The following is a 19,317-nucleotide window of genomic DNA, read 5'->3' as shown; positions in this document are numbered from 1 at the left end:
CCGGATCTTGTCCGGGCCCAGCTCGATCGCCGCGCTCCGTGTCAGGCCACGGACGGCCCACTTGGTCGACGAGTAGCAGGACATGTTGACCAGCCCGCGAAGGCCCGCTCCGGAGGCGATATTGATGATCGAGCCGCCTCCGGCGGTTCGCATGCTGGGAGCCACGTGCTTGATACCGAGAAACACGCCGAGCTGGTTGACCCGAAACATGGTGGTGAACTGTTCCGGCGTGGTTTCTTCAACGGGGCCAAAGATGCCAACACCGGCCGTGTTCACCAAGACATTGATGTCGCCAAAACATCTGATGACCTCCTGGATGTTGTCGCGCCAATCCTCCGTCGACGATACATCGGCCGTGAGTGCCATCGCGTTCTCACCGAACTCGGCGATGCTGTCGGGCATGATGGGAGCTTGATCGAGCAAGGCCACCCGCGCGCCTTCGCGCAGGAAGAGATTCGCCTGCGCCTGGCCGATGCCTGACGCGGCGCCGGTCACGATCGCTACTTTCCCACTGAGTTGACCCATGGCTTCCATCCTTAAGCTGTCGTGTGATTCTGAGTTTCCCTGCTGCCATGAGCCTTCGAGCTGCGCTGCGGTGTAACTGGGACGGCAGAAATTTTGCCCCTCTCGTCGAGATTTCGACGATCTCGCCACGCCTACCGTAACCGAAACCGCAAAATCATAAAAGGCTTGACGATTTTGGTGCGGTGCTCTAGATTCGATAAATCTTCATCCGGAGACGTGCCTGCATGGATTGCCGTGAACTGGCGCGAGTGAACATTGGCCGATGCTGTCCTGTTTGCAGCGCTGACCTTGAACCTAACGAGGGAACTAATGAAACTACGGAATATGCTTTCGACCACGCAGCCCGGAAGAAGGCGGGCCGCTGGCGCCAGTGCGCTTCTGGCGCTCTCGCTCGTCACCGGGTGCGGCTCAGCTACCGGTACGCCAGCCGTCGGTGGTTCCGAGGGCGCCGGCGCTGCTGCTGACTCGAAGGGACTGGCTCAAGCCGAGGCGGACTACAAGGCCGCCCTGAACGTGGCAAACCTGGAGCTGCCGATGCCGACCGATGCGATCGATCCTGGGCACAAGAAGGTCGCGATCATTTCCATTGGGCAGAACAGCACCTCGGGCGTCTATGAGACCCGTTTCCTCGAGCAGGCGGCGAAGGACATCGGGTGGACCCCGACGGTCTTCGACGGCCAGCTGGACGTTGGGAAGATTGCCAACTACATCGAGCAGGCGAGCCAGTCAGACTTTGACGCCATCGTCTACGAGGGGCTCGACGCAGCGCTGCTGAAGACATCGATCGAGGGTGCACTCAAGTCCGGCAAACTAGTCGGCGGGTTCAACGTCGTAAACACAGTATTGCAGGACCAGATCATACTGGCGAGCGACGACTTCACGAATGAAGGCCGGATGGCTGCGGTGGCGATGGTCGCCAACAGCGGGGGTAAGGCGAAAATCAAGATGTACTACGACAAGCAGTACGCCCTCGTCGTGAACCGCGTCGAAGGTGCGTCGGCTTATATCCAGGAAATGTGCCCGGCTTGCACGATCGACAAAGAGACCGTCAGCAGCGCCGACCTCGCGCAGCCGGGACCGCCCTACTTCTCGGCGTTCCTCTCGACGAATCCAAAGGGCAAGTTCACCGATGTCTTGGGTTACTCCGATGGTGCTGCCCAGGCCTATGCCAAGACCGCTGCCGCAGCTGGCCGCATGGATCTGAGCATCACCACGTTCGATGCGCTCCCAGCGGCAATCGCAGAGTTGAAAAACAAGGACTACAACGTTTCTGCGGTGACGACCAACAACTGGGAGTACCACGCGTACGCTATGATGGACCTCCTCGCACGCCAGATGCAGGGCAAACCGCTGTGGAAGGGTGCGGACTCCACCAAGGTTGGCCTCGTCGACAAGAGCACGGCTGATGCCTACCCGACGGACGGCACCTCGCCGAACTCCGCCAAGTACGTAGCTCAGTTCAAAAAGCTCTGGGGCAAACCGTGAGTGAAGGCGTGCCCTCAAGGTCCTCCGGTGGGGTCAGGATCTCGGGCCTGTCGAAGAAGTTCGGCACGAACACCGTGCTCCGGGACTTGAGTGTGGAGTTCCGTCCGGGGACGGTGACCGGATTTATGGGTCCGAACGGGGCCGGCAAATCGACGCTAATCAAGATCCTCGCCGGGGTCTATTCGTACGACACTGGCGAGGTGAGGTTGGGCGATGAGCCCGTGAGGTCATTGGCGGACCGCTCGGACGTCGCCTTCATCCACCAGGACCTAGGGCTGATCGATGATTTGTCAGTGTCTGAAAACCTCCGGCTGGGCCTGGCGCCGATGCGCCGGTTCGGGCCGATCCTCAATCATTCTGCGGAGCGCAGGGCCGCCATGACTGCCATCAATGCCGTCGGTCTCGACGTCGACGTTGATCAACCCGTCGCGGCGTTGGCTCCGGGCGAGAAGACGCTCGTCGCGGTCGCGCGGGCGTTCCAGGCGGGTGCGACCACTCTTTTCGTCGACGAGGCGACCTCGAATCTGCCGACCGACGAGGCCGCGCGCGTGGTTGCGGCCCTGCGCTCCATGGCGCGGGCAGGTGCAACGGTGGTCATGGTAACGCACAAACTCTCCGAGGTACTCGAGTTCACAGACAGGATCGTCGTGATCATCGACGGGCGTATCGCTACGGATGCAGACGCAGCGACCCTTGACCACGACGCGCTGGTGCGGGCACTGGTCGAGGACGAGTCAGATACCCTCGTCTCAAAAGGCGCGCCCCCTGCCCTGGGTGGGCCGGTCCTCACGTTCACCAGCACGACGTACGAGGGACTCGGCCCAATCGATCTCACTATTCGGCGGGGCGAGATCGTCGGGCTGACGGGGCTCCCGGGCTCGGGACTGTACGAAGTCGCCTACCTTGCCTCCGGTACGTCGCGGCCAGACGGCGGCTCGATCCAGTTCGGCCACAGCTTGAAACGGGCGCTGATCCCACCGCACCGAGAGACCCAATCAGGCTTGGACGGGCTGAGTGTTACTGACAACCTGATGATCTCGTCCATGCATCGGTGGGCGTCCTCGAACGGAATAGTTCGGAAGGACAAGGAACAGGCGGCAGCACGCCGGGTGATCAAAGAGCTCTGTGTGACGCCGTCCGACGCAGATGGTCCGTATGACGTCCTGTCCGGGGGGAACAAGCAGAAGGTGCTGTTTGGCCGGGTGCTGCTCAAGGAGCCGGACCTTTACGTCCTTTGTGAGCCGACCCGCGGCGTGGACATCGGCACGAGGGCGGAGATCTACCGAACGATCCTGGGCCTGCCAGCCCAGGGGGCCGCCGTGCTCGTGGTGTCCTCAGACGCCGAGGACCTGTTCGCCGTGTGTGACCGCATCGGAGTGGTCAAGGACGGGCGGATGGATCAACTGACTGCCCGAGACGATTTGAACAACGAGACTTTGGAGTCGATCCTATGATGAACAAGCCCATCTCCGACACGGGCCCACAGGCGTCCGCGCCGTCCTCTGAAGCACCCGGGCGGCCTTCGGGCACGGGGGACCGTGGGCCCACGCGACCGTCACGGCGGTGGTTCGCCGGGTTCCCCGACATGTTGACCGGATTGGCTTTCTTCGGCATCTTCGTTGCCTATGCCATTTGGCTCGGCGCAGGCTTTTTGGACATCAACGCTCGAGTTTTGGATATCCACCAAGTGGCGCCGATCCTCATCCTTGCCTTGGCACTGGTGTTCCCCCTGATTTCCGGGCAGTTCGACCTCTCCGGTGCCAGTATGGCTACGCTGACCACGTATCTGACGGTCGGACTTGCGACGCAACAGGGCTGGCCGTTCTCCGCAGTGCTGGTGACGTGCCTTGTGGTCGGCATGCTGGGAGGACTCCTTAACGGCGTGCTGGTGGTGGTGTTCAGGGTCAACGCTTTTATCGCCACTCTCGGCACCAGCGGGGTATTCCTCGGACTGTCGTCCGTGTATTCGGGTGGCACGGCTGTGACACCCACGGCAGAGCACCCGCTGCCGGGCTGGTTCAGCGGAAGCGGCTCGTTCGGTTCGTTCCAATCGACGGTTCCGGCTGTGATCGTGTGGATCGCTCTCGCCGCACTGGCATACGGCTCGTTCAGGGCACTTCGTCGCAAGCTTTCCAGCACGCGGCTGGCCCGGCGTTCGGCCTCCATTGCTGCCCTTGCGACCGCCGTGGGCTTCGTTGCCGGTGGCTCGATTCTGCAGGTGCCCTCGTGGGTGAACTCAGTCTCATTAGTGGCCGGACTGGTCGTCCTTGTGGCTCTTGTTCTGTGGCTGGCGCTGGCCTTCACGACCTTTGGTCGATACGTGAGGGCATCGGGGGCCAATCCAGTGGCCGCTCGCCTTTCGGGGGTCCAGGTCGGGCGCCAGATTGTGATCTCGTTTGTGATCGCAGGACTGCTTGCAGGCCTGACAGGAATCGTCCTTGCTGCACAGCTCGGCGGAGCCAACCCAGGCATCGCAGTTCCTTACCTGCTCCCGGCGTTCGCGGCGGCCTTCGTCTCCACGGTGCTGTTCTCCAAAGGCGGTCACTTTACGGTCTGGGGAACATTGGTCGCCGGCATCGCCGTGCAATGGGTGGCGCAGGGCCTGGTGGTGGGCGGCCTTCCGTTCACGTGGGTCCCCGTCGTCAACGGCGCCGTACTGATCCTCGCGGTCGCCGCATCAACAACCCGCAGATCGTCCTAGGGCAAACCATGATTACAGGGCTGCTCCCGATTAGTGATAACTAGGCCAACCATGAGCAAAAACGAAAAGATCGTCCTTTTGGAGGGGGCACGGACTCCGATCGGCAGCTTCGGCGGCGCTTTTAGGGACGTGCCAGGGTTCGAACTCGGTGCCACGGCCGTACGAGCCGCCTTGCATCGCTCCGGGGTCGAGGCATCGGAGATCGACGAGGTCGTGATGGGATGCATCGGACAGGTCGGTCCCGATGCCTACAACGCCCGCAGGGTGGCAATCGCCGCAGGACTGCCCGACAGTGCCCCCGCCTACACCGTGAACCGTCTCTGCGGCAGCGGCCTTCAGGCCATCTGGTCCGCCGCGATGCAGATGCGTTGGGGCGGGGCGGATCTCGCCGTGGCGGGCGGCAACGAATCCATGACCCGGATGCCTTTCTACGACTTCGGGGCCAGAAATGGCTACAAGCTCGGCGATAAGGCACTCGTCGACGGCACCGTCGCCATCCTGACGGATCCGCTCAGCGGGAAACACATGGGTGTGACCGCGGAAAATGTGGCAAGAAAATACAACGTGTCGCGACAGGAACAGGACGAATTCGCCCTCGAATCCCAGCGACGAGCCGCCACCGAGGCTGCCCGTGCCGCCTTCGCCGAGGAGATCACCCAGGTGCATATCGCCGGGCGCAAACCACTGACGGTTGAGAAGGACGAACATCCCAGGCCTGGCACGACGCTGGATGCACTGGCCAAGCTTCGTCCCGTCTTCGAGGTTGACGGAACCGTCACGGCCGGCAATTCCTCGGGGATCAACGATGGTGCCGCCGCCGTTGTCCTTGCTCGGGAATCCGTTGCCGCCGGGCGCGGCTTGACGGGGCTGGTCACCTTGGAAGCGGTGGCAACGGCGGCTATGGCGCCCGGTTTGATGGGGTATGCCCCTGTGCTGGCGCTTCGGAAGCTGTTCGAACAGACAGGTACCACTCCGGCGGACGTTGACACGATCGAGCTGAACGAGGCCTTTGCATCGCAGGCTGTCGCCGTTATCCGCGATGCCAAACTGGACCCGGGAAAAACGAATCCCTACGGCGGGGCAATCGCCCTCGGCCATCCTGTTGGCGCAACGGGAGCGATTCTGAGCCTGCGGGTTGCCAAGGATCTGGTCCGCCGGGACCTGGAGCTTGGCATCGTCACCATGTGCATAGGCGGAGGCCAGGCCTTAGCCGCGCTTTTCCGTCGCCTGTCCTGACAGCAAAGCGGCCATTTGTGGTCCTGCTGGCACGCCGCCAGCCCGGTAGCCGGGGCAGTAATCAACGATCATCAGAATTTAGGGAGTCATCATGGAGATCACCAATAAGACAGCGCTGGTGACGGGAGGGGCTTCGGGCCTCGGCCTCGCGACGGTGCGCCGTTTCGTGAAAGCGGGCGGATCTGTCGTGATTGCGGATCTGGCCTCCTCCAACGGTGAGGTGATCGCCAAGAAACTCGGGGAGCTCGTCAGGTTTGTCCCGACTGACGTTACCGACGAAACTGATGTTCAGGCCGCCGTGGACGCGGCCACGGAACTGGGTGGACTGGATGTCGTGGTCAACTGCGCCGGTATTGCCAGCGCAGTGCGCGTGGTCGGCAAGAAGGGGCCGCATCCGCTGAAGGATTTCCGGAAGGTCGTAGAGATCAACCTGATCGGCACGTTCAACGTCATCCGCGTGGCGGCCGCGCGGATGATCGAGGAACCGACGGATGCCGAGGAGCGCGGCGTCGTCATCAATACCGCATCGGTGGCAGCCTTTGATGGACAGGTCGGACAGGCGGCATATTCGGCGTCCAAGGCCGGGGTCACCGGAATGACGCTTCCGATCGCGCGCGACCTGGCCCAGCACAGGATCAGGGTCATGACAATTGCCCCCGGCCTGTTCCACACGCCGATGTTCGATTCGTTGCCAGCGGATGCAATTTCTTCCCTTGAATCCCAGACGCCTCATCCGTCCCGGCTGGGGACACCCGAAGAATACGCCGCCTTGGCCCTCCACATCATCGAAAACCCGATGCTCAACGGTGAGACGATCCGCCTCGACGGCGCGGTCCGCATGGCGCCCCGCTAACCGGAATACGGCCTTGAAGGAACCCCATGAACTTTGACCTGGTAAAAGCGGACCGTGACGGCGCGTTGATGTGGCTGACGCTGGACCGGCCCGACGAAGCCAATGCACTCAGCATCCCGCTGGCCGAAGAATTTGCTGCTGCCCTTGACCTCGCCGAGTCCGACCCGGATTGCCACGTCCTGGTGCTCCAGGGATCCGGCAAATACTTCTGCGCGGGCGGCGATGTGGCAGGGATGGCCGATGCGCAGGACAAGAGCGGCTATCTGCTGGAGCTTGCCGGGACCATGCATGAGGTGGTTTTGGCCATGGCCCGGTCCCGGCTCGTGAGCATCGCGGCGGTTCACGGACCTGCCGCCGGCGCGGGGCTGGGGCTGGTGCTCAACGCTGACTTTGTCCTCGCCGCTCCCGAAGCCACCTTCCTAAGCGCCTACGCTGGGGTGGGCCTGACCCCGGACTGCGGCGTCTCCTACCTGCTGCCCCAGATGGTAGGACCGCGACGCACCGCCGAAATATGTCTGGCTGGCCGGGTCGCCAGTGCCCGCGACGGCCTCGAGTGGGGCCTGGTCAGTGAACTAGTGGACACGTCCGGCCTGCGAGACCGCGCCAGGGAGTTGGGGGAGAGCCTGGCTGCCGGAGCGACCCAGACCCTTGGGCCGACCAGGCGCCTCCTGAGCGCTCAACGCCTGTCGTCATACGCGGAACACCTCGAGGACGAGCTGCGCACGATCTCGTCGCTGGCTTCGAATGAGGACACAGTGCGGCGCATCACCGCATTCGCCGAACGCGGAACCGCGAAGAATGCGTCAGAAAGGACTATCCGCACTGTGGACGGTCTCAGCACCGCACAGGTGCGCAGGCGGTGAAGGCCGGTGGTGCGGGGAGGTCAGGGCATCCCATGGGAGCAATCACGGCAAGCACCAGGGAAGCCTCGTACTCAATGGGGACACAACAAATAGATCCTGGACCTTTTAGTCGAAGCATTAACAGCAGGAGGAAAGTCCCGTGAAAATCATTGTTCTGGTGAAGCAGGTTCCCGATACCGAGGAGGAGCGCAGACTCGACGCCTCGACGGGCCTGCTGGACCGCGGCGCAAGTGAGGGCGTTGCGGACGAAATCAACGAGCGCGCCCTGGAGGTGGCGCTGCGTCATAAGGATGCGAACAAGGGTAGCGAGGTTGTGGTGCTGACCATGGGTCCTGCCTCCGCGACGACGGCGCTGCGCAAGGCATTGTCCATGGGGGCGGACTCCGCCGTGCATGTGGAGGACGACCGTCTGAAAGGCGCCGACATAGCGATGACGGCTGCCGTCCTGGCCGCTGCCGTACGGCAGACCGGTTTTGACCTGGTTGTCGCTGGCAATGAATCGACCGACGGCCGGGGCGGCTTAGTGCCGGCGATGGTGGCCGAGCATCTCGGGCTGCCGCTCCTTCCTTCGCTGAACACAGTGGAGATCACCGAGGGCGCCGTGGCCGGCGAGGTCACCGTGGAGGCAGGGACGCTGGCCGTGAGCACGGCACTGCCGGCCATCGTGTCAGTGACCGAACGGTCCGCCGAGGCACGCTTCCCGAATTTCAAGGGCATCATGTCCGCCCGGCGCAAGCCCCTCGTCACCTTCTCTCTGGTGGACCTGGGCTTTGACGGGCACACGGGCGGCGGCACCTCAGAGGTGTGCAGCATTTCCGAGCGGCCGGCACGCACTGCCGGTAAGAAGATCGTCGACGACGGAACCGCGGCACGGGAGCTCGCCGAGTTTCTGGTCGCCCGCCGCCTGATCTGATTCGAGGAGACTGACATGACAAACGTACTGGCACTGATTGAAATCTCACCCACAGGCGTTCTTGCCACAAGCGCCCCGGCACTGATTGCCGCGGCAGCAAAACTCGGCACCCCGGTGGCTGTCGTAACAACACACCCGGGAGACGGCACTGGCCTTGCTGCCCAGCTTGGTGCCCTCGGCGCGCAGCAGGTCTACATCGCGGAGAGCGCACACGTGGGTCGCGTGATCGCGGCCGCCCAGGTCGAAGCGCTCACATCCGCGGCCCAGGCTCTGGAACCGTCCGCGGTTATCGTGGCGAACTCGGTTGAAAGCCGGGAGGTCGCGGGCCGGTTCGCGGTCCGTACCGGTGCCGGGCTGCTGGCCGACGTCGTGGACGTGCGGGTAAACGACGACGGGTCCGCCGTGGGCATCCACTCGGTCTTCGGCGGTGCCTACACTGTTGAAGCGACAGTGCACCCCGGCCCGGCGGTCATCACCCTGCGCCAGGGTGCCCTGGACGAGCGCGCCGCCGCGGCAACCCCTACGGTCACCACCGTCGCACTGAACATCGACGCCGGAAACTCTGCAAGAATCGACACGCTGCACGCCGCAGAATCCGGTTCCGGCCGGCCGGCGTTGCGCGGGGCGACCAGTGTGGTCTCCGGCGGCCGCGGCCTCGGTTCCAGAGAGGATTTCGTGCTCGTCGAGCGGCTCGCCGACGCTCTCGGCGCCGCTGTCGGCGCTTCCCGCGCCGCCGTTGACGCCGGCTACATCGAACAAGGCTCCCAGGTCGGCCAGACCGGCATCACCGTCTCTCCGCAACTGTACGTCGCGCTGGGGATCTCCGGCGCCATCCAGCACCGGGCCGGCATGCAGACCGCCAAAACCATCGTGGCCATCAACAAGGACGAGGACGCCCCCATCTTCGACGTCGCCGACTTCGGCATCGTCGGCGACGTCTTCACCGTCGTTCCCCAACTGATCGACGCCATCCAGGCCCGCTCCAACTAGCTGCCCCCGTCCCGGCCCCACTATGGGCCGGGACGGGGGCCGGGCCCCTCCTTCGCAGCCTTTGGCTCCGGTGATCCGGCTGCCAAAGAAGTGGCCACGCCCTCAGGAAAGGACAACACGTCATGCCGACGACTAGCAGCAAAACGCCAGTGAAGCCCGGGAACAAGCGGGTCGGACTGGCCGTAGCGATCAGCATCGCCGTGGTGGCGCTGGCGGCTGTGGTGCTCATTGCCCAGTGGATGCGGACGCTCCCGGCCGTCCAGGAGTTCCTGGTCACCTACCCTGGGCAGGTCGAACTACCGGAGACGGCCCCGGTGGGGCTGCCGGCTTGGCTGGGCTGGCAACACTTCCTCAACGCGTTCTTCCTCGTGCTGATCATCCGATCCGGGTGGCTCGTGCGTACCACAGCCAGACCCAAGGAACACTGGACCCGGAACAACACCGGGCTGATCAGGACCAAGGGAAAGCCGGCCAAGATCAGCCTGAACCTCTGGTTCCACCTGAGCCTGGACGCGCTGTGGGTGCTCAACGGCGTCATCTTCGTCATCCTGCTGCTGGCTACCGGCCAATGGATGCGGATCGTGCCCACCAGCTGGGAAATCGTTCCCAACGCCCTGTCCACAGCCCTCCAGTACGCATCGCTGCAATGGCCAACCGAAAACGGCTGGGTCAACTACAACTCGCTGCAAGTGCTGGCCTACTTCTCCATCGTCTTCATCGCAGCGCCACTGGCCCTGGCCACCGGCCTGCGGATGAGCGGGGCCTGGCCGAAGAATGCCACCGCACTGAACCGGATCTACCCCATCGAGACGGCCCGGGCGATCCACTTCCCGGTCATGCTGTACTTCGTCGGCTTCATCATCGTGCACGTGGCGCTCGTGCTCACCACCGGCGCATTGAAAAACCTTAACCACATGTACGCCGCCAACGACGGCGCAGGATGGACCGGGTTCGGGATGTTCGCCGCGTCACTGGCCGTCATCGTCGCCGCGTGGTTCCTCGCAAGGCCGCTGTTCCTGCGGCCCATCGCCTCACTCGCGGGCAAAGTCAGCAAGTAGCGGGGGGAGTCGCACCCCAGACGGGCCACTGCAATCGACCGGATGAAGCATGGCTATCCGGCTCTGATTCCACTGGAGCGCGAACGACGGACTCACCACAAACAAGGACTCCGCGGAAATCTCCCGCCGCTGACCCCTACAGCGGCACTTCCAAATTCCTGCCTTCGCGGGTTCACACCGCGCCGAACGAATCGACGAATCGAGAGTTATTCATGGGCTATACCCTTGCCGAAAAAGTGTGGAAATCCCACAATGTACGCCATGAGGAGGGTAAGCCTGACCTTCTCTACATCGATCTTCACCTCGTCAATGAGGTGACCAGTCCGCAGGCTTTCGAGGGGCTACGGCTTTCCGGCCGCACCGTTCGGAGGCCTGACCTCACACTGGCTGTCGAGGACCACAACGTGCCCACTATCGGGATCGATAAACCGATCGTTGACCTCACCTCAAGGCTCCAGGTTCAGACGCTCCGCGAAAACTGCGCGGATTTCGGTATCAACCTCTTTAACATGGGCAGCAAAGAACAGGGCATAGTCCACGTCATCGGTCCCCAGCTTGGCCTTACACAGCCCGGGATGACGATCGTCTGCGGCGACTCACACACTTCAACGCACGGCGCCTTCGGAGCTCTGGCCTTTGGCATCGGAACCAGCGAAGCAGAGCATGTCCTGGCGACCCAGACACTGCCCCTGCAGCCGTTCAAGACGATGGCTGTGAACATTGAGGGCAAACTGGCTGCCGGTGTCACGTCCAAAGACGTTATTCTTGCCCTGATCGCGCAGATCGGCACCGGTGGAGGACAGGGGTACGTTCTGGAATATCGTGGCGAAGCCATCCAGGAGATGTCCATGGAGGCGCGCATGACCGTCTGCAACATGTCCGTGGAAGCCGGCGCCCGCGCCGGCATGATCGCCCCGGATGCCAAGACTCTTGAATACCTCAGGGGCAAGCCCCACGCACCGGACGAGGCGGACTGGGCTTCGGCCTCCGAGTACTGGCTCTCGCTGGGAAGTGATCCGGACGCCGTCTACGACGCCGAAATCACCCTGAACGCTGAGCTGATCACGCCGTTTGTCACGTGGGGAACGAATCCCGCGCAGGCGGTGCCCATCAGCGGCAGCGTCCCGGACCCGGATGACTTTTCGGAAGAACGCGACCGGGCCGCAGCGAAGAAGTCCCTGACCTATATGGGCCTGGTGGCCGGGACGCCCATGCGGGATATTCCGGTCGACATGGTCTTCCTTGGTTCATGCACAAACGGCCGCATCGAAGACTTGCGCGCGGCCGCAACAGTTTTGGCCGGGCACCGGATCAAGGAAGGCATCCAAATGCTGGTCGTCCCTGGCTCGATGCAGGTCAAGGCGCAGGCGGAGAAGGAGGGCCTGGACCAAATCTTCCTCGACGCTGGGGCAGAGTGGCGCTTCGCCGGATGCTCCATGTGTCTGGGAATGAACCCGGACCAGGTCCCGGCAGGCAAACGGTGCGTCTCCACATCCAACCGGAACTTCGAAGGCCGTCAAGGCAGAGGCAGCATGACCCACCTCGTCTCTCCCCCTGTAGCAGCAGCGACCGCGATCAGGGGAACCATCTCAACACCATCAGATCTGCAGAAAACCGGAACAGGAAACTAGCATGGAGAAATTCACCGTCCACACCGGCGTGGCCCTGCCCCTGAAACAGACCAACGTTGACACCGACCAAATCATCCCGTCCACGTTTCTCAAAAGGATCAGCCGAACAGGGTTTCAGGACGCACTGTTCGCCGACCTTCGCACAGACGAAACATTCCCCCTCGACAACCCCCGTTATGCCGGCGCATCGGTGTTGGTTGCCGGATCCGATTTCGGAACGGGATCATCCAGGGAACACGCCGTTTGGGCTCTGATGGACCATGGATTCAAAGTCGTCCTCTCACCAAAATTCGCGGACATCTTCCGGGGTAACTGCGGAAAAGCAGGCCTGGTAGCCGCCCGCCTCGACCAGACAGACGTGAATGACATCTGGAGCGCCATCGACGCCACCCCCGGTCTCCAACTGACCGTCAACCTGATAGACCAAACCGTCACCTGCGTCGACCGCAAGTACACCTTCGATATCGACACCTATGTAAAGTGGCGCCTCCTCGAAGGACTCGACGACATCGATCTCACACAGCTCGCCGAAGCTGACATCCAGTCATTCGAAGCCCGGAGACCACCTTTCCTGCCAACCGTCTTCTAACGTCACCGCCATCCCTCGGCGCACTGTCTCATCAACGGTATATCCGGCGTATGTCCAGCTTTCGGGGGCCATTCCAGCAGGCCATTTGTGTTCTCATTCCAGCCCGTCGATAGCCCGCCCCCACCGAAGAACCAGCCGTGCCGGAGCGTGCCATCGCAGAGGGGATCTGCGGCGGCCCCAGGACTTCTGATTCTGGGCCGTCGTCGCGGAGGTGAGACCACTCAGGAAGCGTGGCCACAAAGTACTTCGAAGGAGTCAAGACTTGTACAATCCACTGGTGCAAAGCGTCCGTCAGCACGCCATTGGCGATTTGCCTCGCCGAACGGCGATGCGATTCCCCGACAAGGTGGCCATAATCGATGGCGATACACGGCTCTCCTTTCGAGAATTCGATGGATTGGTCGCCCGGCTGTCCTCCGCCCTGTTGCACGAGGGCGTTGCCAAAGGTGACAGGCTGGCTGTGCTCTCGCATAACTGCTGGGAATTCGCTGTTCTAGCCTTCGCCACGGCTCGTATAGGAGTCATCCTGGTTCCCATCAACTTCATGTTGGGATCTGACGAGATTTCATACATTTTGAAGCACAGCGGGGCATCTGTTTTTGTCGTCGAGGACGCCCTCGTTCCAGTCGCAGATGATGCCGTGTCAGCCCTGGGGTCCTACGTATCACCGGACCGCATCGTCATTTCCAGGCCGGGGACTGCTGCCGGGCGGAATGGGTGGCGGAACATAAATGAGTGGTTCTTCTCTAACACCCGTTTCGCCCCACCCGTGGACGTGTCGGACGACGACCCCATCCGGTTGATGTACACCTCAGGTACCGAGTCACGGCCGAAAGGAGTGCTGCTGTCCAGCCGGTCCCTTATGTGGCAATACGTCAGTTGCGTTATTGACGGCAGCATGAGCGCCAGCGACATCGAGCTGCACGCGCTCCCGCTGTATCACTGCGCGCAACTGGACTGCTTCCTTGAACCGGACATTTACCTGGGCGCGACAAGCGTGCTCCTCAGAGGTGCCGATGCGGCGACGATCCTGCGCACGATCGAGTCAGAGCAGATAACCAAATTTTTTGCCCCGCCCACGGTATGGATTTCCCTGCTGCGCCATCCGACGTTCGACTCGACAGACCTGACTTCTTTGCGGAAAGGCTACTACGGCGCGTCGCCCATGCCAGTGGAGGTCCTCAAGGAAATTCAACGAAGATTGCCGGGGGTGCAGCTGTGGAATTTCTACGGACAAACGGAGATGAGCCCTGTGGCCACAATCCTTGGCCCCGCCGAGCAGCTCACACATGCGGGATCGGCAGGAAGGGCAGCATTGAATGTTGAAACGGCCATCCTCGATGATCTGGACCAGGAAGTTCCCGCGGGCACGGTCGGCGAAATTGCCCACCGCAGTCCGCATGCGACCCTGGGGTACTACAGAAACGACGAGAAAACCGCGGAAGCATTTCGCAATGGATGGTTCCATTCGGGCGATCTGGGGTACCTCGACGAGGCAGGCCGGCTCACTGTCGTCGACCGGAAGAAGGACATGATCAAGTCCGGTGGCGAGAATGTGGCCAGCCGCGAAGTCGAGGAGGCGATTTACCTTCTTGAGGGCGTGGCGGAAGTAGCAGTCTTCGGTGTCAGCCACCCTCATTGGGTGGAAGCCGTCGCTGCGGAGGTTGTCCTCAAACCAGGTTCGGGACTGACGGAGCAGGCGATCATCGATCATTCCAGATCCGTTCTGGCGAAATTCAAGGCACCCAAGTATGTAATAATTTCTGATTCACTCCCCAAGAACCCAAGCGGAAAAATTGTGAAGCGCCAGCTGCGGGAAAAACACACGGACATTGCCTTGGATTGATCCCGCGGAGGCGTGGGCTGGGGCCGTTCGGTGCGTCCGAACGACATGCCTGTGGATGTCCTTCGTGTTCATCGTGGCTGGACCATAACGAGTCATTCGCTCGTCGAATCCTTCAGTTCCTGTAGCACACTGCGACGCCCAAATATTTGGGGGATTCTAGTAAATACTTTGAAGGCCACACTTCAGAGCGTCAGCCTGAAGCGCACACATACCAGATAGGCGAAAAATGACCAGTAGTGGAAAAGATTGTCGGCTCTTCACTAGAGAGTCGTTGACCGGTTGGTCTGGCTCCTGGATGGGCGAGGCGTCCTCGGCTTGCTGGACGCAGGATGGTCTAGTGAGGCGGGTCTGACTCTCGGCTCTTCTGACACCACGCCGTTGGCGATTGTCCCGCCCAGGACGTGTGGGCCGACCTGGCTCATTCTCGAAATCCAGCCCGGCAAGCCGGCCTGTCCTGATAGCGCCTCTGTGCGTCAAGCTGCCGGTTTTTGAGCGTGGTGGGGGTCGTGCAGGATCCGCCTGTAGAGGACGTTGGAGAGGCGTCGTTTGAGTGCTCTACGGGCTTAGCGGGGTGTTTTACCTTCGGCGGTGTTCTTCAGGTAGTAGTCCCGGCCTGGCCCGGGGTCACGGCTTTGGCTGACGGCCATGGTGTGCAGCACGGAGTTGAACTGCCGGTTGCCTCCTGTGTTGAGTTGTGCCGGGTGCTGATTCTCGGAGGCGTGCCGCTGGGCGAACAGATCGTGTTGTGGTGGAACTTTGTCGGGCGCAGCAACGACGATATCGTCTCCGAACGCATAGCACGGCAAGCCGAAATAGGTGCAGAACCTGCCGGTCCCCCCGGCCTATGAACGTACCCGGACGGAACCCCGTACCCAGATTTGGGCCCTTCCCGGAGGGCTATCCATCGCCACGGCCCACACCGGAGCTACCCAAGGTCCAGCTGCGCCCCAGCGGGTAAAAGGCACTGGCCGGTAACCCCCGGTTATGCCCGGCATCCTGGCGACGGCGGGCAACTTTTTGATGGCATGCTGGCCCCATCGGAAAGTAATCCCATGAAATGGGAAAGCTAAAGGGCCTGAGCAGGTATAGTACCTGCCCAGGCCCTAGTTTGTAGCAATTCAAACGGGGAACCAGTTCGCACCGGGAGCCCTATTTGTCAGCTGGAGACAGCTTAAGCGTTGGCATCGGCCAGCTGCCCTGAGCGCACGGCCGCCATGGCGCGGGCCCATGCAGTGAGCTGGTCAACCATGGGATCCAGCGTGCTCGCGTTTTGCTGGGTTGGCTTGAATACGGTGAAGTTCTCAAAGTCGGTGAACAGGGAGAACATCACCTGGTTCCGCACGTGGGCTACCTGAAGCTCAGAGAGGATGCCACGCAGGTGCTCTACAGCGCGGGCGCCGCCCATGGAACCATAAGAAACGAAGCCCGCCGCCTTGTTGTTGAACTCGACATTGAGGTACGACAGCGCATTGGTCAGGACGGGGCCAGCGGTGTGGTTGTACTCGTGCGCCACAAAAATGAACCCGTCAAACTCACTGATTCTGGCCGACCAGGCCTTGGTGTGATCGTTCTGGTAGTTCCGGTAAGAGGCGGGGAATGCCTCGTCCAAAAACGGAAGGTTGAAGTCGGCGATGTCAACGAGTTCGAATTCGGCGTCAGTACGGTCGCTGACCCGGGACAGAACCCACTCGGTTACGGACTTGTTGACGCTGCCCGGACGGCTGGCACCGGTAACGATGGCGATCTTGGTCATGCTTTACCCCTCACGAAGGCACTTTGTTGACGTGTCATCAATTATATTGACATGTCCACAGGTGTACGTCAAGCTTTAAGCCACAACTAATCAAGAGAGAGGCGATGGAAGATATTCAGTGGCTGGACGAGCGCGAGATGCAGGTGTGGCGCGGATTCCTTGCGGCATCACGGGCGCTGGTTGCCTCAGTGGACCGCCAGCTGGTGAGGGAATCGCAGCTTTCCGGCGCGGAGTACGCGGTCCTTATTCCACTCTCCGAACAAGCCGACGGCACCATGCGCGCCCGCAATCTGGGCAATTTCCTTGGCTGGGACCGCAGCCGCCTGTCCCACCTGCTCAAGCGCATGGAAGCACGCGGCCTTTTGGAGCGAACCGACTGCTCCGCCGATGCCCGGGGGCTGGACGTGCAGATCACCGAAGAGGGCCGCAAAGCCATAGAACAGGCCGCACCTGGCCATATGAAATACGTTCGAGGTCACTTCTTCGACCTGCTCACACGCGAGGAGCAGGATGCCCTGGCATCGATAAGCCGAAAAATCACAGCCGCGCTTCAGCCCGAATGTGACTAAGACAGGAGCGGCCGGAACCCCAGAGCGGGTATCTCCCAACACCGCCCCAACAGGATACCTAACCCCTACCGGAACTGTATTCCAGTCATATCACGAGGCAAGTGATCTTCAACGAATCGGTCAGGCTGACAGTCTCGAAACCGTTCCGTCCTTGTCCCGCGGCTGGAGCTCAATAAGTCGTGGCGTATCCGCTCTTAGACGGCGCTTGGTTCAGCGCGAATTCGGTATAGGTGTCGTCGTCCGAGTAACTTCGGTGCTTTCGCGTTTGCGGACCAGGATTGTCGGTGATGGTCGAAAAGTGAGCCATATCGTGGCCGTCACTATGGCTCACTTTTCGACCATCACCGACAAGGATTTGAACAACCGTGCCCCGGGACGTGGGGGAGTAGATAGGCAAGGAGGGATCTAAAAGTGTCTCAGGACTCTCTTTAGGCTCTGCAAAGGGCGCTCGAGCTGCACCACTTGGAACGCAGCAACCAGCGTTTCCTGGAATTCCTCGACCAGCTGAGCGATGTCCAGGTCGGTAGTCTCGGCGAGATCGAGTACGGCGTCGGGGCTGTCGAGAGCATCCGGGAGAAAAGATCGGCGACGCTCGCGAAGTGGGTGTAGAAGCTGGTTCCTTGAATGCCTGCGCTGCGGCCGAGACTGCTCACCGAGACGTCGTCGAGTGGACTGGGGCGCAGGGATTCCTGCATCGCCCGCCACGGTGCGGGCGATGCGGGGATCCCTGATACTCACGACATTACCGTGCGTGTCACGGCATGGTCAGCACGGCCTTGACGGCGGCTCCGGAGGCCGTGTCGGCGATGGCCTGCTCGATCTGGTCGAACGGGTACGTGGTCACCAGCTGGTCGAACGGGAACAGTCCGGCTTCGTACAGGGCGATCAGCTTCGGGATGAAGATCTGCGGCACCGAGTCGCCTTCGATCGCGCCGATGAAGGTTTTGCCCGAGCCGGAGATCAGGCCGAGCGGCACCATGGCATCGGGCTTATTTACACCGAGGAGGGCGATGGAGGCGCCGAAGCGGGTGGCGGACGCAATGTTCTGGATGACCTGCGGAGCCGCCGTCGTGTCGATGCCGTACGTGGCGCCGATGCCGTCGGTGATTGCGAGAATCGCGGCGACGGCATCCTCTGTCTTGCCGTTGATCCTGTGGGTCGCGCCAAGGGTGCGGGCGACCTCGAGGCGCTCTGGCAGGACATCGACGGCGATGATCGTCGTGGCGCCCGCGACCTTTGCGGCCATAATCGCCGAGAGGCCCACAGCTCCCGTTCCGGCGACCACGATACTGGAGCCCGCGCGAACGTCGAGGGAGTTGAGTACCGTGCCCGCTCCGGTCTGAATGCCGCAACCGAGCGGGCCGACGATTTCGAGCGGAACGCTGTCGGAGATCTTGACGGCGTTCCGATGGTCGACCACGGAATGGCTGGCAAACGACGACTGGCCGAAGAATGCTCCATGCATCTCGCCGCCGTCGGGTGCGGTCATGGTGCCCGATCCGTCTTCGCGCACGCCGGCCACGTTGAGCTGCAGGAACTTGAGGCAGTAAGCCTCGCGCCCGGCCAGGCAGTTCTCGCAGTGGCCGCACGAGGCGAACGAGACCGCGACATGGTCACCCGGCGCGAACGCGGTGACGCTGCTGCCGACCTGCTCGACGATGCCGGCGCCCTCGTGGCCGAGGACGGTGGGGAACGCGGCGGGGATGTGGCCGTGCGCCACGGCCAGGTCGGTGTGGCAGAGGCCGGTCGCGACGATCTTGATAAGAAGCTCGGTGGGCCGGAGGTCATCGAGCACGACGTCCTCGAAGGAGAACGCGGTGTTCGGTGCCCGAAGGACGGCGGCGTGAGCGGTGGTGGTCATGATGTGCCTTTCTCTCGGATTCTGCTCGACGCGGAGAGGGCGTCGAGGTCAGGGAGATCGGCGTCGAATCAGTAAGACCGTCTCCGAAATACCCTGACTTTCTGACAGGTGTCAGGAAGTTCTTCTTGTTCTTTGCCGGGCTCCGCGTTCTCGGGCGCACGAGCGCCTCGATGCGCTCAGTCGAACTGGACGCGAACCTCGGATGACAGCCGGGCAGGACCTTCCACCAGGCGGCAATAATTGTTCTTCCATGTACTCGCTGTCATCGCCGAACACACTCAGGACGGCCAACTCGGTCCGTGGCTGCTCTCATCCAGACGGTGGCGGGCTCGATGAAGAAGGTGTCTCGGAAGGGACCGGAGGGGTCGTGGCCCCTGACCCGGTGTGAGCCTGCGCCGCCCATGGCTTCGATGGCACCCCAGAATCCTCCGGCGCCGAGCCCCC

18 protein-coding genes are annotated in these 19,317 nt (G+C 62.1%); 15 read left to right on the top strand and 3 right to left on the bottom strand.

Annotation, left to right across the window (positions count from 1 at the left end; translation table 11 throughout):
- On the bottom strand, positions 1-525 hold a 525-nt coding region (locus tag FNL14_RS17180; protein WP_181762689.1), incomplete at its 3' end, for an SDR family NAD(P)-dependent oxidoreductase.
- Between the two features lie 324 nt (positions 526-849).
- Between FNL14_RS17180 and FNL14_RS17175 the strand changes: the two genes are divergently transcribed.
- From FNL14_RS17175 to FNL14_RS23860, 13 genes are all read left to right on the top strand, one after another.
- Positions 850-2,010 (top strand): substrate-binding domain-containing protein, encoded by a 1,161-nt coding sequence (locus FNL14_RS17175; protein ID WP_181762688.1) that lies wholly within the window; start codon positions 850-852, stop codon positions 2,008-2,010.
- The gene (locus tag FNL14_RS17170) at positions 2,007-3,464 is read left to right on the top strand and encodes an ATP-binding cassette domain-containing protein (RefSeq protein WP_142062373.1); all 1,458 of its coding nucleotides are present in this window, start codon (positions 2,007-2,009) and stop codon (positions 3,462-3,464) included. Before FNL14_RS17175 ends, FNL14_RS17170 begins: the two co-directional genes overlap by 4 nt.
- Positions 3,465-3,607: 143 nt before the next feature.
- On the top strand, positions 3,608-4,711 hold the full coding sequence (locus FNL14_RS17165) for an ABC transporter permease (protein WP_181762687.1): 1,104 nt from the start codon (positions 3,608-3,610) through the stop codon (positions 4,709-4,711).
- Positions 4,712-4,762: 51 nt separating this feature from the next.
- Positions 4,763-5,947, top strand: coding sequence for a thiolase family protein (locus tag FNL14_RS17160; protein WP_142062367.1), 1,185 nt, complete (start codon positions 4,763-4,765; stop codon positions 5,945-5,947).
- Positions 5,948-6,038: 91 nt separating this feature from the next.
- Entirely contained in the window at positions 6,039-6,800 is a 762-nt protein-coding gene (locus FNL14_RS17155) for a 3-hydroxyacyl-CoA dehydrogenase (protein WP_142062364.1), read from the top strand.
- A 26-nt stretch (positions 6,801-6,826) separates the two neighbouring features.
- On the top strand, positions 6,827-7,663 hold the full coding sequence (locus tag FNL14_RS17150; RefSeq protein WP_142062362.1) for an enoyl-CoA hydratase/isomerase family protein: 837 nt from the start codon (positions 6,827-6,829) through the stop codon (positions 7,661-7,663).
- A 139-nt stretch (positions 7,664-7,802) separates the two neighbouring features.
- Entirely contained in the window at positions 7,803-8,576 is a 774-nt protein-coding gene (locus FNL14_RS17145) for an electron transfer flavoprotein subunit beta/FixA family protein (protein WP_142062359.1), read from the top strand.
- A 15-nt stretch (positions 8,577-8,591) separates the two neighbouring features.
- Positions 8,592-9,566, top strand: coding sequence for an electron transfer flavoprotein subunit alpha/FixB family protein (locus tag FNL14_RS17140; protein ID WP_142062356.1), 975 nt, complete (start codon positions 8,592-8,594; stop codon positions 9,564-9,566).
- Positions 9,567-9,688: 122 nt separating this feature from the next.
- Positions 9,689-10,624 (top strand): cytochrome b/b6 domain-containing protein, encoded by a 936-nt coding sequence (locus FNL14_RS17135; RefSeq protein ID WP_142062353.1) that lies wholly within the window; start codon positions 9,689-9,691, stop codon positions 10,622-10,624.
- A 212-nt stretch (positions 10,625-10,836) separates the two neighbouring features.
- Complete coding sequence (leuC, locus tag FNL14_RS17130; RefSeq protein ID WP_142062350.1) at positions 10,837-12,255, top strand: 3-isopropylmalate dehydratase large subunit; 1,419 nt, start codon at positions 10,837-10,839, stop codon at positions 12,253-12,255.
- A gap of 1 nt (position 12,256) precedes the next feature.
- A complete protein-coding gene (gene leuD, locus FNL14_RS17125) occupies positions 12,257-12,844 on the top strand; it encodes a 3-isopropylmalate dehydratase small subunit (RefSeq protein ID WP_142062346.1) in 588 nt (195 codons plus the stop codon).
- Positions 12,845-13,106: 262 nt separating this feature from the next.
- The gene (locus tag FNL14_RS17120) at positions 13,107-14,690 is read left to right on the top strand and encodes an acyl-CoA synthetase (protein WP_142062344.1); all 1,584 of its coding nucleotides are present in this window, start codon (positions 13,107-13,109) and stop codon (positions 14,688-14,690) included.
- A 494-nt stretch (positions 14,691-15,184) separates the two neighbouring features.
- Complete coding sequence (locus FNL14_RS23860) at positions 15,185-15,538, top strand: pirin-like C-terminal cupin domain-containing protein (protein WP_370455875.1); 354 nt, start codon at positions 15,185-15,187, stop codon at positions 15,536-15,538.
- A 323-nt stretch (positions 15,539-15,861) separates the two neighbouring features.
- Here FNL14_RS23860 and FNL14_RS17110 read toward each other — a convergent pair whose 3' ends face one another.
- Positions 15,862-16,443 (bottom strand): NADPH-dependent FMN reductase, encoded by a 582-nt coding sequence (locus tag FNL14_RS17110; protein ID WP_142062338.1) that lies wholly within the window; start codon positions 16,441-16,443, stop codon positions 15,862-15,864.
- 104 nt (positions 16,444-16,547) lie between these two features.
- Between FNL14_RS17110 and FNL14_RS17105 the strand changes: the two genes are divergently transcribed.
- Both FNL14_RS17105 and FNL14_RS23355 read left to right on the top strand, forming a co-directional pair.
- Positions 16,548-17,012, top strand: coding sequence for a MarR family winged helix-turn-helix transcriptional regulator (locus FNL14_RS17105; protein WP_142062335.1), 465 nt, complete (start codon positions 16,548-16,550; stop codon positions 17,010-17,012).
- A 462-nt stretch (positions 17,013-17,474) separates the two neighbouring features.
- The gene (locus FNL14_RS23355) at positions 17,475-17,621 is read left to right on the top strand and encodes a hypothetical protein (RefSeq protein ID WP_181762686.1); all 147 of its coding nucleotides are present in this window, start codon (positions 17,475-17,477) and stop codon (positions 17,619-17,621) included.
- A gap of 145 nt (positions 17,622-17,766) precedes the next feature.
- Here FNL14_RS23355 and FNL14_RS17100 read toward each other — a convergent pair whose 3' ends face one another.
- Positions 17,767-18,873 (bottom strand): NAD(P)-dependent alcohol dehydrogenase, encoded by a 1,107-nt coding sequence (locus tag FNL14_RS17100; RefSeq protein ID WP_142062332.1) that lies wholly within the window; start codon positions 18,871-18,873, stop codon positions 17,767-17,769.
- Between the last annotated feature and the right edge of the window lie 444 nt (positions 18,874-19,317).

Source organism: Pseudarthrobacter sp. B4EP4b (assembly GCF_006680095.1).
GTDB lineage: Bacteria > Actinomycetota > Actinomycetes > Actinomycetales > Micrococcaceae > Arthrobacter.
This window is presented reverse-complemented; position numbering and strand designations above follow the sequence as displayed.

Excerpts from the sequence above, each read along its gene's own strand:
- FNL14_RS17135 (WP_142062353.1), top strand. The coding sequence starts at position 9,689 with ATGCCGACGACTAGCAGCAAAACGCCAGTGAAGCCCGGGAACAAGCGG.
- FNL14_RS17140 (WP_142062356.1), top strand. The coding sequence starts at position 8,592 with ATGACAAACGTACTGGCACTGATTGAAATCTCACCCACAGGCGTTCTT.
- FNL14_RS17175 (WP_181762688.1), top strand. The coding sequence starts at position 850 with ATGCTTTCGACCACGCAGCCCGGAAGAAGGCGGGCCGCTGGCGCCAGT.
- FNL14_RS17160 (WP_142062367.1), top strand. The coding sequence starts at position 4,763 with ATGAGCAAAAACGAAAAGATCGTCCTTTTGGAGGGGGCACGGACTCCG.
- leuC (WP_142062350.1), top strand. The coding sequence starts at position 10,837 with ATGGGCTATACCCTTGCCGAAAAAGTGTGGAAATCCCACAATGTACGC.
- FNL14_RS17110 (WP_142062338.1), bottom strand. The coding sequence starts at position 16,443 with ATGACCAAGATCGCCATCGTTACCGGTGCCAGCCGTCCGGGCAGCGTC.
- leuD (WP_142062346.1), top strand. The coding sequence starts at position 12,257 with ATGGAGAAATTCACCGTCCACACCGGCGTGGCCCTGCCCCTGAAACAG.
- FNL14_RS17105 (WP_142062335.1), top strand. The coding sequence starts at position 16,548 with ATGGAAGATATTCAGTGGCTGGACGAGCGCGAGATGCAGGTGTGGCGC.
- FNL14_RS17150 (WP_142062362.1), top strand. The coding sequence starts at position 6,827 with ATGAACTTTGACCTGGTAAAAGCGGACCGTGACGGCGCGTTGATGTGG.
- FNL14_RS17100 (WP_142062332.1), bottom strand. The coding sequence starts at position 18,873 with ATGACCACCACCGCTCACGCCGCCGTCCTTCGGGCACCGAACACCGCG.
- FNL14_RS17155 (WP_142062364.1), top strand. The coding sequence starts at position 6,039 with ATGGAGATCACCAATAAGACAGCGCTGGTGACGGGAGGGGCTTCGGGC.